General features: G+C 70.7%; 12 protein-coding genes and 1 pseudogene. 5 read left to right on the top strand and 8 right to left on the bottom strand.

The annotated features are described in order from the left end of the window. Positions 1–45: 45 nt before the first annotated feature. Together ACWDRW_RS25060 and abc-f are read right to left on the bottom strand one after the other, a co-directional pair. A pseudogene (locus ACWDRW_RS25060) lies at positions 46–1,631 on the bottom strand (ABC-F family ATP-binding cassette domain-containing protein). A 79-nt stretch (positions 1,632–1,710) separates the two neighbouring features. Beyond that, on the bottom strand, positions 1,711–3,345 hold the full coding sequence (abc-f, locus tag ACWDRW_RS25055; protein ID WP_451726278.1) for a ribosomal protection-like ABC-F family protein: 1,635 nt from the start codon (positions 3,343–3,345) through the stop codon (positions 1,711–1,713). A 369-nt stretch (positions 3,346–3,714) separates the two neighbouring features. Here abc-f and ACWDRW_RS25050 point away from each other — a divergent pair, with 369 nt between their 5' ends. The 4 genes from ACWDRW_RS25050 (at position 3,715) to ACWDRW_RS25035 (ending at position 7,473) form a co-directional block, all read left to right on the top strand. Further along, positions 3,715–4,437 carry a molybdopterin-dependent oxidoreductase gene (locus ACWDRW_RS25050; RefSeq protein WP_451726277.1) on the top strand — a complete coding sequence of 241 codons (723 nt, stop codon included), beginning with the start codon at positions 3,715–3,717 and terminating at the stop codon, positions 4,435–4,437. Beyond that, positions 4,385–5,065, top strand: a complete 681-nt coding sequence (locus ACWDRW_RS25045) for a cytochrome b/b6 domain-containing protein (RefSeq protein WP_451726276.1) — start codon at positions 4,385–4,387, stop codon at positions 5,063–5,065. Before ACWDRW_RS25050 ends, ACWDRW_RS25045 begins: the two co-directional genes overlap by 53 nt. 173 nt (positions 5,066–5,238) lie before the next feature. Next, positions 5,239–6,840: a tannase/feruloyl esterase family alpha/beta hydrolase gene (locus ACWDRW_RS25040; RefSeq protein ID WP_451726275.1), complete on the top strand. Its 1,602-nt coding sequence runs from the start codon at positions 5,239–5,241 to the stop codon at positions 6,838–6,840. Between the two features lie 42 nt (positions 6,841–6,882). Further along, positions 6,883–7,473, top strand: a complete 591-nt coding sequence (locus ACWDRW_RS25035) for a DUF308 domain-containing protein (RefSeq protein WP_451726274.1) — start codon at positions 6,883–6,885, stop codon at positions 7,471–7,473. An 87-nt stretch (positions 7,474–7,560) separates the two neighbouring features. Here ACWDRW_RS25035 and ACWDRW_RS25030 read toward each other — a convergent pair whose 3' ends face one another. From ACWDRW_RS25030 to ACWDRW_RS25010, 5 genes are all read right to left on the bottom strand, one after another. Continuing rightward, entirely contained in the window at positions 7,561–8,793 is a 1,233-nt protein-coding gene (locus tag ACWDRW_RS25030; protein WP_451726273.1) for a cytochrome P450 family protein, read from the bottom strand. Between the two features lie 160 nt (positions 8,794–8,953). Continuing rightward, entirely contained in the window at positions 8,954–9,808 is an 855-nt protein-coding gene (locus ACWDRW_RS25025; protein WP_451726272.1) for a Bax inhibitor-1/YccA family protein, read from the bottom strand. Positions 9,809–9,981: 173 nt separating this feature from the next. After that, positions 9,982–10,449: an SsgA family sporulation/cell division regulator gene (locus ACWDRW_RS25020; protein ID WP_451726271.1), complete on the bottom strand. Its 468-nt coding sequence runs from the start codon at positions 10,447–10,449 to the stop codon at positions 9,982–9,984. Between the two features lie 158 nt (positions 10,450–10,607). Further along, entirely contained in the window at positions 10,608–11,054 is a 447-nt protein-coding gene (locus ACWDRW_RS25015) for a hypothetical protein (RefSeq protein WP_451726270.1), read from the bottom strand. Positions 11,055–11,149: 95 nt separating this feature from the next. Then, positions 11,150–12,874, bottom strand: a complete 1,725-nt coding sequence (locus ACWDRW_RS25010) for a dolichyl-phosphate-mannose--protein mannosyltransferase (protein WP_451726269.1) — start codon at positions 12,872–12,874, stop codon at positions 11,150–11,152. 233 nt (positions 12,875–13,107) lie between these two features. Here ACWDRW_RS25010 and ACWDRW_RS25005 point away from each other — a divergent pair, with 233 nt between their 5' ends. Next, the gene (locus ACWDRW_RS25005; RefSeq protein WP_451726268.1) at positions 13,108–13,473 is read left to right on the top strand and encodes a response regulator; all 366 of its coding nucleotides are present in this window, start codon (positions 13,108–13,110) and stop codon (positions 13,471–13,473) included. Positions 13,474–13,504: 31 nt separating this feature from the next. Here ACWDRW_RS25005 and ACWDRW_RS25000 read toward each other — a convergent pair whose 3' ends face one another. Then, positions 13,505–14,164 (bottom strand): response regulator transcription factor, encoded by a 660-nt coding sequence (locus tag ACWDRW_RS25000; RefSeq protein WP_451726267.1) that lies wholly within the window; start codon positions 14,162–14,164, stop codon positions 13,505–13,507. Positions 14,165–14,266: the final 102 nt, after the last annotated feature.

The following is a 14,266-nucleotide window of genomic DNA, read 5'->3' as shown; positions in this document are numbered from 1 at the left end:
CTCCCGGTGACTGCGCCCCCGCTCCAGTCTGAGCTCGCGGCCCTGTCAGCGTCGGCGCAGCCAGCGGTCGTGGCTGGCCACGACGATCGCGCCTGGGCCCGGGCCCAGCGCCGACTCCAGTTCGTCGCACAGCCGCGGGGAGAGGTGGTTGGTGGGTTCGTCGAGCAGGAGAAGCTGGGGCGGACGGGCCACGAGGAGGGCCAGCGCGAGCCGGCGGCGCTGGCCGACGGACAGCTGTCCGACCGGCTTGCCCAGGTCGGCCTCGTGCATCAGTCCGAGGGAGGCCAGCGGTACCTTCTCGGCGCGCCGCTCGCCCAGCGACAGCTCGTAGGTGTCCCGGACGGTGCGCTCCGGCCGCTCGAAGACGGTGTCCTGGGTGAGCAGCCCCACCGTCAGCCGCCGGGGCCGGTGCACCTCGCCCTCGGCGCGCAGGCGCCCGGCGAGTACGGCCAGCAGAGTCGACTTGCCCGCGCCGTTGCCGCCCGTGACCAGCAGCCGGTCCGTCGCCGACACCTCCAGGCCGGACAGAGCGAGTCGGCCGGGCACCCGTGCGTCGCGCAAGGAGATCAAGGGCCGGGAGTCCTCGGCGCGGGCCGCCAGTTCTCCGGCCGTGAAGCGCAAGGGGCGCGGCGGCTCGGCGACCTGGGTGCGCTCGAGTTCGTCCAGTCGTCGGGCGGCGTTGCGGACCCGGCGGGAGATCTGGTTCTGCACCCGTCCGGCCCGGTGCCCGTAGCCATCTTCTCGTTGTCGGTGCGGCCCCGGTCCGGGGCGAGCCGGTGCGCGGTGACTCCCGCCGAGTGGCGCAGCTCCGCCAACTCCTCCTGCTCCTCGGCGTATCGCCGCTCCCAGCGTTCCCGCTCGGCGCGCTTCTCGGACAGGTAGGCGCTGTAGTCGCCGCCGTAGCGGACCGGGCCGTCCACCGCCGGGTCGAGGTCGATCAGGTCGGTGCACACGGCGTCGAGTAAGGCGCGGTCGTGGCTGGCGACCACTACGGTCCCGGGCAGAGCGCGCACCTGTTCCTCCAGGAAGTCGGCGGCGCCGTCGTCGAGGTGGTTGGTCGGCTCGTCCAGCAGCAGGGCCGAAGGCCGCCGGACGAGCAGCGCGGCCAGGGCCAGCCGGCCGCGCTGTCCGCCGGAGAGCGAGCCGAGTGCGCGGTCGTGCCCGAACGCGGCGAGGCCCAGTCCGTCCAGCACCATGGCGGCCCGGCGGTCGGCGTCCCAGGACTCCCGGTCCTGGGCCTGTTCGAGGCGGCTGCCGTAGGCGTCGAGGAGTTCCTGGTGCCCGGGGTCGTCCTCGGCAAGACGCGCGAGTGCCTCGCCGAGCCGGTCCAGCTCGGCGAGGTCCTCGCGGGCCTCGCGCAGTGCCTCGTTGAGCACCTCGGCGATCGTGGCGTGGGCGTCGAAGGGCATTTCCTGGTGGAGGAAGCCGAGGTCGGCGGGGCGGGTGACGCTTCCGGAGTCGGGCTCGTCCGCGCCGGCGAGCACCCGTAGCAGGGTGGACTTGCCGACGCCGTTCTCCCCGATCAGGCCGAGGCGGCGGCCGGGGGAGGCGGTCAGGGAGACGCCGTCGAGGACGCGTCGGCCGCCGAGGTCGCGGACGATGTCGTGGGCGAGCAGAGCGGGCTGTGGCATGGGGAACCGTCCAACGTGATCGATGTACGGCCCGCCGGGCACGGAGCCTCGGACGCGGGCCACTGCACACGCCGACGGGTCACACCTCGGGTGCGCCCGTCTCCTTGAGCTGCCCGTCGGCCAGTCGCAGCCGGCGGTTGACGCCGATCTCGGCGAGGAACCGCTCGTCGTGGCTGACGACGATGAAGGCGCCCTGGTAGGAGTTGAGCGCGCTCTCCAGCTGGGCCGCGCTGACCAGGTCGAGGTTGTTGGTCGGCTCGTCGAGCAGGAGGAGCTGGGGGGCCGGTTCGGCGCACAGTACGCAGGCCAGGGTGGCGCGCAGCCGCTCACCTCCGGACAGCACCCCGACCGGCAGGTGGGCCCGCGCCCCGCGGAAGAGGAAGCGGGCGAGGAGGTTCATCCGCTCCGCCTCGGGTCGCTCGGGGGCGAACGCGGCGAAGTTCTCCGCCACGGTGCGGTCCGGGTTCAGCAGGTCCAGGCGCTGCGAGAGGTAGGCGACGCGGCCGTCGCCGCGCTTGATCTCCCCGCTGTCCGGGGCGAGTTCGCCGGTGATCAGCCGCAGCAGGGTGCTCTTGCCCGCGCCGTTGGGTCCGGTGAGTGCGATGCGTTCGGGCCCCCGGACGGTCAGGTCGAGCCCGCCCGCCGCGAAGACGGGCGTGCCCCCGAGCCGGATCCGCAGGCCCTTGCCGAAGAAGAGGTTGCGTCCGGCGGGCACGTGGGTGTCGGGCAGCTCCAGGGTGATGCGCTGTTCGTTGCGCAGGGCGCGCCCGGCCTCGTCGAGGCGGGCCTTGGCCTCACTGACCCGGGAGGCGTGCATCTGGCCGGACCGGCCCGCGGACTCCTGCGCACCCCGTTTCATGTTGCCCGCGAAGATGCGGGGCAGGCCCGCGTTGCCGAGGTTGCGGGCGGCGTTGCTCGCGCGGCGCTCGGCGCGTTCGCGGGCCTGCTGCATCTCCCGCTTCTCTCGCTTCAGTTCCTGCTCGGCGTTGCGGACGTTCTTCTCGGCGACCTCCTGCTCGGCCCGGACGGCTTCCTCGTACTCCGTGAAGTTGCCTCCGTACAGGCGCAGTTCGCCGCTGCCGAGTTCGGCGACGCGTTCCATGCGGTCGAGCAGGGCGCGGTCGTGGCTGACCAGGAGCAGACAGCCGGTGAAGTCGGACAGGACGTCGTACAGCTGGTGCCGGGCCTCCAGGTCGAGGTTGTTGGTGGGTTCGTCCAGCAGCAACACCTCGGGGCGCTTGAGGAGTTGGGCGGCGAGCCCGAGCGAGACGACCTGGCCGCCGCTGAGGGTGCTGAGCCTGCGGTCCAGGGTGAGGCCGGCGAGGCCCAGGCGGTCGAGCTGGGCGCGGGTGCGCTCCTCGATGTCCCAGTCGTCGCCGATGGTGGTGAAGTGTTCCTCGCTGACGTCTCCGGACTCGACGGCGTCCAGGGCGCGGATCACCTCGGCGACGCCGATGACCTCCGCGACCGTGAGATCGCCGGTCAGGGGCAGGCTCTGCGGGAGGTGGCCCAGCGTCCCGGTGACCGTCACCGAGCCGGTGGCGGGCTTGAGTTCACCGGCGATCAGCTTGAGCAGGGTGCTCTTGCCGGAGCCGTTGGGGGCGACCAGGCCGGTACGGCCCGGGGGCACGGAGAAGGACAGGTCCTGGAAGACCGGGGTGTCGTCGGGCCAGGCGAAGGACAGGTTCGAGCAGACGACGGCGGCGTCGGACATGGCAGTGACCTCGAAGGTACGGAGGGGCAGGACTCGTATCTCTGCCCTGGGCAGACGTGGGGAAAGGGGGTACGACGAAGCGGACCACCTCGGCAGCGCTCTCCGCGCCGGCCGGTGGCCGTCAGATCCGGATCTCACCCGGAGATGTCGTCGTCACCCACCACGTCTGCGACTCCTCGATCGAAGGTCTGTGTCGCGGGCCAGCGTAGCAGCCCGCGTCGCGTGCTTCCCGCACATGTGTGGGGACCCCCGGTTGACGGCCGCCGTGGCGGTGTGCCACGATCGTCACCAGTTTAACCGGTGACGTCGCGGTGCTCGGCCGATGGCGTTCACACGTGTGGACCCGCCGTCTGAAGGAGCACACTGACCATGGCAGGACAGTCGAAACCAGGGGCCGAGGGCGCGCCGGTGGCGCGGCGGGCGATGCTCGGCATGCTCGGTGCGGGGGCCGCCGGGCTCGCCGCCGCGCCCTATCTCCAGCGCGGCTGGGAGAACGTCCTCGCCGCCGCCTCCGAGGTCGACTCGACCGGCCTCACCGGCCTGCTGCCCAATCCGGGCGGATTCCGGTACTACAGCGTCGTCGGTTCCGTGCCCCACAAGGACGAGACGAACTACACGCTGCGGGTCGACGGACTGGTCGACCGACCCAAGACCTACACCCTCGGCGATCTGCGCGCGCTGCCGCAGACCCGGGTCGTCCACGACGTGCTGTGCACCGACGGCTGGCGCGTGAACCAAACACCCTTCGAGGGGGTGAAGTTGGCGGACCTTCTCGACGCCGCCGGGGTGCGCTCGCCGGGTACGGCGATCCGCTTCACCTGTTTCGACGGCGCCTACACCGAGAGCCTCACCCTGGAACAGGCCCGCCGCTCGGACGTCCTGGTGGCTCTGAAGATGCAGGACAAGCCCGTCACCCACGCGCACGGCGGACCCGTCCGCCTGTATGTGGCGCCCATGTACTTCTACAAGTCGGCCAAGTGGCTGTCCGGCATATCGGTCACCGACAAGGTGATCCCGGGCTATTGGGAGGAACGCGGATATGCGATCGACGGCTGGCTCGACGGCGCCGACCGGGACGGCGACGGAGCCTGACTCCTCCGGCCGGGTGCGCCGCTTCAGCACCGCCGAGCGCCTGGTCCACCGCGCCACCGGCTACCTGATGCTGCTGTGCCTGATCACCGCCGCATGCCTGTACATCAGCCCGCTCGCCCTGCTGGTCGGGCGGCGGCACCTCATGATCACGGTTCACGAATGGTCGGGCATCCTGCTGCCGCTGCCCTTCCTCCTCGGGCTCCTCTCCGCGGAGTTCCGCGCGGACCTGCGCAGACTGAACCGCTTCGCGTCGTACGACCGGCAGTGGCTGCGAGCGGTACGCAACCGCAGAACCTCGCCCGAGGCACGCCCGGCCGGCAAGTTCAACGCGGGGCAGAAGGTCTACGCGGGCTGGATCGCCGGCGCCGTGCTGGTCATGATGTTCACCGGCCTGCTGATGTGGTTCATGGAGTTTCTGCCCTCCCTCTCCCGCACCAGCGCGATCTTCGTCCACGACGTGCTGGCCTGGGCCATCACCATCGCCGTATGCGAGCACGTGCGCCGGGCCATGGAGGAGCCGGAGGCGCGGCTCGGGATGCGCACCGGTTACGTGAGCCGGTCCTGGGCGCGGCGGTACCACTCGAAGTGGCTGGGCGAGGAGCGCGACGAAAGCGCGGACAAGAGGTGACCCCCCGGGCACACCTCGACCGCCGAATGACCTAACACGTTCGTACCTGATCCCCTTCGAGGGCCGGGTGCGCGGACCGTCAACTGACTGTTGTCGTACATCCATTGCCTGATCAGAGTTGTACATATGTGCCGCCCGGTCGAGGCGCACACCTACTTCTTGGACGGAATCCCATGAGACGACTTCTGGTTGCCCTCGCGGCCGGCGTGCCACTGACCGCGGCGGTGTACCTGCCGACGGCGTCGGCCGACGCCGCCCACCCCTTCAACTGTGGCCCGGTGACGGTGAAGGCCCCGGCCGGCACCGAGGTGGAGTCCGTGACGGCGGTCAGCCGGCCGGGCGGCACCGTCAAGGGCACCGGCCTGCTGGGGGGAGAGGTCAGCGGTGTGCCGGCCTTCTGCGAGGTGACCACCACCATCTCCCACCCCGGCGCCGACGACCACGCCACGGTGCGCACCTGGCTGCCCGAGCAGGGCTGGAACGGCCGCTTCCAGGGGCTCGGGGGCGCTGCCTACCGGGCCGGGGACAACGGCGTCGATCTGGCCACCGCCGTCAAGAACGGCTATGCGGCCACCACCACCGACGCCGGCGTCGGTGACGTCCTCGACACCAGCTGGGCACTGAACGGTGAGGGACAGGTCAACACCGCCCTGCTGAAGAACTTCGCCTCCCGCTCCCAGCACGAGGCAGCCGTGGTCGGCAAGCAGGTCGTCGGCGCGGTCTACGGCAGGAGCGCCGCCTACTCCTACTTCACCGGCTGCTCGACCGGCGGACGCCAGGGCTACATGGAAGCCCAGCGCTACCCCGAGGACTACGACGGCATCCTCGCCGACGCGCCCGCCGTCAGCTGGGCCGAGTACGAGGTCGCCACACTCTGGCCGCAGGTCGTCATGAACAACGAGCGGACCTATCCCACGGGTTGCGAGCTCGACGCCTTCACCAACGCCGCCGTCAAGGCCTGCGACCCGCTCGACGGCGCCAGGGACGGCCTCGTCAACGACGCCTCCCGGTGCGACTTCGACCCCCGGCGGCTGATCGGCACCAAGGTCGTGTGCAACGGCGAGGAGCTGACCATCACGGCGGCCGACGCGGCCGTGGTACGCAAGATCTGGGACGGCCCGCGCACCACCACGGGCAAGAAGCTCTGGCCCGGCGTCCCGGTCGGCGCCGACCTGAGGGGCCTGGCCTCCAGCGCGCCCGACCCCGACGGCGTCATCAAGGGCGCCCCCTTCCCGGTGCCCGCGGCCTGGCTGTCGTACTGGGTGAAGAAGGACCCGTCTTTCGACCTCTCCACGGTCACCTACGGCGAGTTCACCCAGCTGTTCCAGCAGTCCCGGGCCGAGTACGACGAGGTCATCGGTACGGCCGACCCGGACCTGTCCGCCTTCCGCAAGTCCGGCGGCAAGCTGCTGACCTGGCACGGGCAGGCCGACGAGTTCATCCCGACCCAGGGCACCGTGGACTACCGCGAGCAGGTCGAGCGCGAGATGGGCGGCGCCAAGAAGGTCGACGACTTCCACCGTCTCTTCCTCGCCCCCGGCACCAACCACTGCGGCCTCAACGGTCAGGACGGCTCGGCCGACGGCCTCGCCGCTCTGACCGCCTGGGTCGAGCACGGCAAGGCGCCCAAGACGCTGCCCGCCACCCTCGTCAACGCCGACGGCGAACAGCTCGCCCGCAACCTGTGCAGCTACCCCAAGATGTCCCGCTACCAGGGCTACGGCGACCCGGACGCCGCCGCCAGTTTCCGCTGCGTCTCCCCCTCCCGGCACTGACCGGACCTTCGACACCTATGACCTGAGAAAGGCCGAACCATCATGAGCACGCAGGCCACGACGCCGACGGACTCGGCGCTGACCGAGAGCCGCTCCTCTCTGCTGAGGCTGTACCTGGGCCGCGGCGTCCTGGCCGTGGCGTGGGCGCTGGCGTTCGCCGGAGCCCACGAGGACGTCGACGCCGTGGCGATCACCCTGCTGGTGGTCTACCCGCTCATCGACGCGGTGTCCTCACTGATCGACCACCGCGCCCTGCCCGACGGCTCGGAGCGCCGGGTCACGGCGTTCAACGGCGTGCTGAGCACGCTCGCGGCCGTCGCGGTCGGCATCGCCGGGGCCGGTGGCGTCGTCCCGGTGCTCCATGTGTTCGGCGCCTGGGCCGTCGTATCCGGCGCCGCCCAGGTGGTCGTCGGGCTCCAGCGGCGCGGCCCCGAGCTGGGCAAGCAGAGGCCGATGCTGATCGCGGGCGGACTGTCCTTCCTCGTCGGCGTCTTCTACAACATCCAGGCGGCGGGTGACGATCCCTCGCTCGACGTGCTGTCCGTCTACGCCACGGGCGGTGGGGTGTTCTTCATCGCCCAGGCCGGCCTGCTGGGCTGGAAGACCCGCCAACTGCGGACCCGCACCGTCTGACCGCCGTACCCTTTCCGGTGCCGTCCCGGCCCGCGCCCCGTGGCGCGGGCCGGGACTTGCCGTTGTGCGGGTCGGGTGGCACGACGGTCAGCCGAGGTGGTAGCGCACCGGCAGGGACCGTACGCCGCGGATGATGCCGGAGCCGATCCACTCCAACGACTCCACCGGCACGGCCAGTTCCAGCTCCGGGACGCGGGACAGCAGGGTCCGCAGGGCGACGGCGGTCTCCAGCCGGGCCAGGGGGGCGCCCAGGCAGTGATGGATACCGTGTCCGAAGGCCAGATGGCGGGCGCCGGGCCGGGTCACGTCGAGGACCATGGGGTCGGTGTCGTCGGCCTGCGGGGCGTCGTGGCCGGCCGAGCCGAGAGCCACGACGACGATGCCTCCCCGCGGGATGAGCACTCCGCCCAGTTCCAGGTCGTGGGCCGCGTAGCGGCTCGTGGACCGCTCGACGGAGGTGTCGTGACGCAGGAACTCCTCGACCGCGGAGGGCATCAGCGCCGGCCGTTCGCGCAAGAGCCTGAGCTGGTCGGGGTGTTGCAGCAGAGCCAGGGTGGCGTTGCCGAGCAGGTTCACCGTGCTCTCATGGCCCGCGACGACGAGCATCAGGGCGGTGCCCACCAGTTCCTCCTCGGACAGCCGGCCGTCCCGCTCGTCGCGGACGCCGACGAGGGCGGACAGCAGGTCGTCGCGGGGAGCACGCCGCTTGTCCGCGATCAGGTCGGTCAGGAGGCCGTGCAGGGCGGCCAGCGCAGGGCGGTGCTCGGGCGAGGTGACCTGGAGGGCGTGGCTCGACCAGCGGCGGAAGTCCGCGTGGTACTGCTCGGGGATGCCGAGGAGTTCGGCGATCACGGTGGCGGGCAGCGGCGCGTTGAAGGCCTCGACGAGGTCGGTCTCGCCGGTCCGTGGCAGGGCGTCGAGCAGGTCGTGGGCGATCTGCTCGACGCGCGGGGCGAGTTCCGCCGTGCGGCGCGCGGTGAAGGCGGCCGCGGCCAGCCGGCGCAGGCGGCCGTGCTCGGGCGGATCGGCCTCGAGCATCTGTGCGCCCAGCCCCACGGACGGCTTGTTGAGGACGTATCCGGCGGCGGCCAGGGCCTCGGCGGCGGGCGTGGAGTCCTTGAGGAGGCCCGGGTGCGTGAGGGCCTCCCGGGCCAGGTCGTGGCCGACGACCACCCAGCCGCGCAGACCGAGGTGGAAGTGGGCCGGGTGGATGGGGCCGAGTTCGCGCAGCCGGGCGTACCGCTGGGGGGCGTCCGCCTTGAAGGCCGGACCCAGGTTCACCCCGCCGTCCTCGTACAGGCACTGCTCGTGGAGGCTCATGGGACCTCTCTCCCGTCCTTGCGTTCTCGTGGTTTCCGAGGGCTTCGTCATGGCAACGAGCGTGGCCCGGTACGGAGTTCGGGCCATGCGGAAACGCGTCCGGAAAACGCCTCAGGGGCATGCGCACCGCGCATGCCCCTGAGGCGTTCGTCGACAGGCTTCAGTTGTCGCTGTTGAAGAGGGTCAGCACGCGCAGCACCTCCAGGTAGATCCACACCAGTGTCATGGTGAGCCCGAGAGCCGCGAGCCAGGCCTCCTCGCGCGGTGCGCCGTAGGCGACGGCATCCTCGATCTGCCTGAAGTCCAGGGCGAGGAAAGCCGCGCCGAGCACGATGCCGAGGAGACCGAAGGCGATGCCGAGGATGCCGCTGTGGAAACCGAGCCCGTTGCCCGCGCCGAACGCGGAGAAGAGCAGGTCGGCGAAGAGCAGCAGCAGGAATCCGGTCGCGGCCGCGAGGACGAAGCCGGTGAACCGCCGGGTGACCCGGATCCAGCGCATCCGGTACGCCACGAGCGTGCCCGCGGAGACGGCCAGGGTGCCGAGTACCGCCTGGGCGACCACACCCGGCGAGAGGTAGGTCGAGACCGCGCTGGACAGCACTCCCAGGAAGACGCCCTCGAACGCCGCGTATCCGAGGATCAGGCCCGGAGCCGGCGCCCGCCGGAACGCCTGGATCAGGGACAGCACCGCAGCGGCGAGACCGGCGCCGAGCGCGATGCCGTAGGACCGGCCGATGTTCGCCTCGTCGACGGGCAGCAGCAGCCAGGACAGTACGGCGGTCAGGGCTACGACGCCGAGGGTCGTGGCGGTGCGGACGACCACGTCGTCCATGGTCACCGCGGCCGAGCCGACCGGCATGCGGGTGGCGGCGGGCGAGGCGTAGGGATTGGTCCCGTAGTCGCCGGTCGGCGTTGCGCCGACCGTGGCGGGCGCGGGCTCGCGCTGGTACATGCCCGCCGGGCCCGCGTCACGGGCGGCGCCCCAGCCGGAGAAGATCGGGTTACTGGTCCTCACGTCGTTCCTCCTCGTCCGCCGCGTGCGCGGCCTGTCGCAAGGCATTTGTCGTCGGGCGCCGGGGTTGGCACACATGTGTCAGCTTCCGGGCGCCCGGGTGATGACGGCAATCCCTTTGCGTCACCGCTTTGACAGGTGACGCAGTGGGAAGCAGGCGCGGACCGGTCGGTCGGTCACTCCGGCGGTGCCCCTGGCCCGTCGAGCAGTCCCATGAGGAAGCCGTCCCAGTCCAGACCGTCCATCTCCGCCTCGGCCGCGACGATTTGATAGGTGGCGTCGAGCCATCGCGTCAGCGCCTCGGTGGGGAGCTCGAACAGGGCCTCCACCTCCTCGGACTCCAGCAGCAGCCACGACGAGGGCCGCGTCCCGGGCAGTGTCGGCCACATCCGGACGTCGCCCGTGCCGCTCATCGACGACACCCCGCGGTGCAGGAGCTCGCGGCCGATGTGCCAGAGGAGGCCGGGCCCTCGCCCGGTCAGGAACTCGACCGTGATCACCGACGCCATGTCCGGGTCGAAACGGAACCTCGCCCGCATCGGCACTCGCGTGAACTCGTCGAGCATCTGATCGACGTCCAGTAGCAGCGGCGGCACGAGGTCGGACGACGAGCGGGCCCGCAGTGGTGAGTGGTCACGTTGCATGGCAGGGGGTCCCCTCCGTGGGAAGAATTCTGTGACTCTCACTCTTCGCCTGGGACGGAACCCGCACATCGGTCACTTGACGGTCAAAGGGTGGGGCCGCGCGCGGTGGCTGACGGCGCCGGGGTCCATCGTGCGGGCGGCGGGAAAGCTGCCGTGAGTCAATGTGCTGTGGGCGCCTGCCTGCCCTGGAGGGGGCCCGCGAAAGACTTGCGCAAGGATGCGGGGGCGGCCAGTGGGAGGAGGGCGGCGAGCATCTTGCCCTTCAAGGTGGCCGGCTGCCGTGTCAGTTCGACGTCGACCCGCGTGCCGTCGCCCTCGGGGGTCATCCGGAACACCCAGCCGCCGCCGGGCCCGAAGAGCTTGGAGTCCAGGGTGGTGATGGTGACCGTGTCGCCGTCCGGTTCCCACTCGTAGCGGGCTCGCTCCCAGGCGGCGGCGGTGCCCTCGGTCACCTCGGCCCAGGTGTCACCGAGATCGTGCACCTCGAAGTGGTCGGCGTCGATCGTGGGCCAGGACTCCGCGCGTGAGGGGCTGAAGTCCGTCAGTACCGCCAGCACCTCCTGCTGGCTGAGCCGGGAGACGAGATCGAACCGTACGACTGTCATGGGTGGTCCTTACGCGAAGTAACTGCTCTGACTGGTGACGCGAGGTTCGCAGGGAAAGACGTCACCTGTCAAGGTGGTTACTTTTCGCGGGGGTCTCACACCCAGGTGCCGAGCCACATTCTCGAGTTCCACTCGGGGTACGGGATCGTCTGGCCGGTGTAGAGCGGGAAGAAGTAGACGAAGTTCCAGGCGATGAGCAGAACCAGCACGCCCGCCGCCGCGACGCCCACGGTACGGCGGGTGTCGGACGCGCCCTTCGGACTCGCCAGGGCCCCCAGCGCCATCGCCACGGCCAGACACAGGTACGGCACGAAGACGACCGCGTAGAAGGAGAAGATCGTGCGGTCCTGGTAGAGGAACCACGGCAGATAGCCGGCCCCCACCGCGCACAGCACGGCGCCGGCGCGCCAGTCGCGGCGCAGCGCCCAGCGGAACAGCAGGTACACGAGGGCGGCGCAGGCCGACCACCACAGCAGTGGAGTGCCGAGCGCGAGGACCGTCTGCGAGCAGTCGGCCGCCGTGTGACAGCCGTCCTGTCCGGGTTTCGGGGACTCGTAGTGGAAGAGCACGGGCCGGCCCTGGACCAGCCAGCTCCACGGGTTCGACTCGTAGGTGTGCGCGGAGTGGAGCCCGACATTGAACTCGTAGACCCCGTGCTCGTAATGCCACAGGCTGCGCAGCGGCCCGGGTATCCAGGACCAGGTGCCGCCGCGGCCGTCCGCCCAGTGGCGGCCGTAGCCGTCGTCCGACAGGAACCAGCCGGTCCAGGTCACCAGATAGGTCAGCGCGGCGACCGGAACCAGGGAGAGCGCCGACCAGCCGAAGTCCTTGCGCAGCACGGCCCGGTACGGCCGGCGAGCCCCGGCGACGCGGCGGGCACCGACGTCCCAGAGCAAGGTCATGACGGCGAAGAACACGAGGACGTACAGGCCGTTCCATTTGCTGGAGGCCGCGAGTCCCAGGCAGACACCGGCGGCGAGCCGCCAGGGACGAAGCCCCGTGCCGACGCGGTCACCGGTATGCGCGTGCGGCCGGACAGTGCCGTCCGCGCCGACCGGCAGGGCCGCCGCGAGCCGGGCCCTGGCATGGTCCCGGTCGATCAGCAGACAGCCGAAGGCGGCCAGGACGAAGAACATCACGACGAGGTCCAGCAGCGCGGTACGGCTCATCACCACGTGCAGACCGTCCATGGCCAGCAACGCACCGGCGAGGCAGCCCAGGAACGTCGACCGGAACAGGCGGCGGCCTATTCGGCACAGCATGAGCACCGACAGGGTGCCGAGAGCGGCCGTCATGAAGCGCCAGCCGAACGGGTCCAGGCCGAACATCCACTCACCGACGGCGATCACCCACTTGCCCATCGGCGGGTGCGCGACGAAGGCCCCGGGATCGGAGAGCGGGATGACCTGGGGGTCGGCGAGGATCTGCGGGTCGGCGATCTTGCGGTCCGGCCAGGTGCCCTCGTATCCGAGCCGCAACATGGACCAGGCGTCCTTGGCGTAGTACGTCTCGTCGAACATGACGGCCCGCGGCCGGCCGAGGTGCCAGAAGCGGATGGCCCCGGCCAGGACGGCGACGAGTACCGGCCCGAGCCACTCCATCACCTTCGTGAGGCGGTACGCCCGTTCCGGCGCGACACGTGTGAACTCCCACAGGCGGGCGGGCGGCTTCGGGAAGGGCGGAACAAGTCGCTCGCGAACCCCGGTGCCGGGGCGTGCCACGTAACCGAACCAGCGAAGACGTTCCTGCCAGGTTCCGGGCGCCGCTGCCGGACGGGTCTCGTCGAGGACGGGGAAACCTGTCGTGTTGCTACTCGTCACCGGTCGACCTTAGACGTCGTGTCGGCCGGTGAGTCGCCGCTGGCCGAAAGACCATCGGCCGGGAGGTGTACGGCAGTCGAGGCTTCGCCTCAGGCCGGATCCTGTCGGTGCGGCGCGTCCCGCGTGACCACCTCCCGGCCCCAGTGTTCAGGGTGGGGCGCCCCGAGGGCGACACCCAAACCGTAGGGCTCCCCCTATGGTCCGGCCGCGAGGGCGCTGTGCATGCTGAGACCATGTGCATCAACATCGTCGTCGTCGACGACGACCCCGGATTCCGCCGCATCGCCACGACGCTGCTGACGGCACGGGGCCTGCGTGTCGTGGCGGAGTCCGGGGACGGGGCCTCGGCTCTGGCCGCGGTGCGCGAACATCACCCCCACGGGCTGCTGCTGGATCTGCACCTTCCCGACCTGGACGGGCTGAGCGTGGCGCGTCGGCTGGCCGAGGAGGACGACCCGCCGCGGATCGTGCTGACCTCCACCGACAAGTCCTTGTGGTCGCCGGAGGAACTGCGCCCAGCGGGAATCGAGTCCTTCGTCGCCAAGGACCGGCTCTTCGACGCCGATCTGCGGAGCCTGTTCACCCGCTCCGCACCCTGACCGTCAGCCGCCGCGCGGGGTCGCTTCGGGGCTACTGGCCGAGGTAGCGCAGCACCGCCAGGACCCGCCGGTGCTGCCCCGAGGCCGTCTGACTGAGCCCCAGCTTCATGAAGATGCCGGTCACATGCCGCTCCACAGCGGCCACGCTCACGAAGAGCTTCTGGGAGATCCCGGTGTTGGAGTGACCCTCGGCCATCAGCGCCAGGACCTCGCGCTCCTTCGGTGTCAGCGCGGCCAGCGGATCCTCCGGACGCTTGCGTCCCAGCAGGGCTGAGATCACGTCAGGGTCGAGCGCCGAGTCACGCGCGACGACCCGCTCGACGGCGTCGATCAGGATCTGCGGGCTCGCCACCTTCTCCTTGAGGAGATAGCCCACTCCGCTCGGGTCGTCGCCCACCAAATCGAGGGCGTAGGAGGCGTCCAGGAACTGGGAGAGCACGATCACGGCCGTCTCGGGCCATGTCGCACGGATCTTCTGCGCGGCCCGCAGACCGTCGTCCTGCAGACCCGGCGGCATCCGGATGTCGGTGATCACCACGTCGGGAAGGTGCTCCTCCGTGGCACGGACCAGGTCCACCGCGTCCTCGACGGCCTCGACGACGTCGATCCCGGCCTTGCGCAGGATGGTCACGATGCCTTCGCGCACGATCGGCTGGTCTTCACCGAGCACCGCCCGCAGTGGTTGGCTCATGGCGGCATCCTAGTACTGCAACGGTGCTTGCCGTGACTGGTGGCCAGGTCAGGGGATATGTCCGCGTCGTTTGTAGTGGCTGGTGCGGGCCTGGTGTTGTCG

The sequence above is a fragment of the Streptomyces sp. NPDC003635 genome, assembly GCF_053587635.1.
This window is presented reverse-complemented; position numbering and strand designations above follow the sequence as displayed.

Excerpts from the sequence above, each read along its gene's own strand:
- ACWDRW_RS25000 (WP_451726267.1), bottom strand. The coding sequence starts at position 14,164 with ATGAGCCAACCACTGCGGGCGGTGCTCGGTGAAGACCAGCCGATCGTG.
- ACWDRW_RS25020 (WP_451726271.1), bottom strand. The coding sequence starts at position 10,449 with ATGCAACGTGACCACTCACCACTGCGGGCCCGCTCGTCGTCCGACCTC.
- ACWDRW_RS25015 (WP_451726270.1), bottom strand. The coding sequence starts at position 11,054 with ATGACAGTCGTACGGTTCGATCTCGTCTCCCGGCTCAGCCAGCAGGAG.
- ACWDRW_RS25030 (WP_451726273.1), bottom strand. The coding sequence starts at position 8,793 with ATGAGCCTCCACGAGCAGTGCCTGTACGAGGACGGCGGGGTGAACCTG.
- ACWDRW_RS25035 (WP_451726274.1), top strand. The coding sequence starts at position 6,883 with ATGAGCACGCAGGCCACGACGCCGACGGACTCGGCGCTGACCGAGAGC.
- ACWDRW_RS25045 (WP_451726276.1), top strand. The coding sequence starts at position 4,385 with ATGCGATCGACGGCTGGCTCGACGGCGCCGACCGGGACGGCGACGGAG.
- abc-f (WP_451726278.1), bottom strand. The coding sequence starts at position 3,345 with ATGTCCGACGCCGCCGTCGTCTGCTCGAACCTGTCCTTCGCCTGGCCC.
- ACWDRW_RS25005 (WP_451726268.1), top strand. The coding sequence starts at position 13,108 with ATGTGCATCAACATCGTCGTCGTCGACGACGACCCCGGATTCCGCCGC.
- ACWDRW_RS25050 (WP_451726277.1), top strand. The coding sequence starts at position 3,715 with ATGGCAGGACAGTCGAAACCAGGGGCCGAGGGCGCGCCGGTGGCGCGG.
- ACWDRW_RS25040 (WP_451726275.1), top strand. The coding sequence starts at position 5,239 with ATGAGACGACTTCTGGTTGCCCTCGCGGCCGGCGTGCCACTGACCGCG.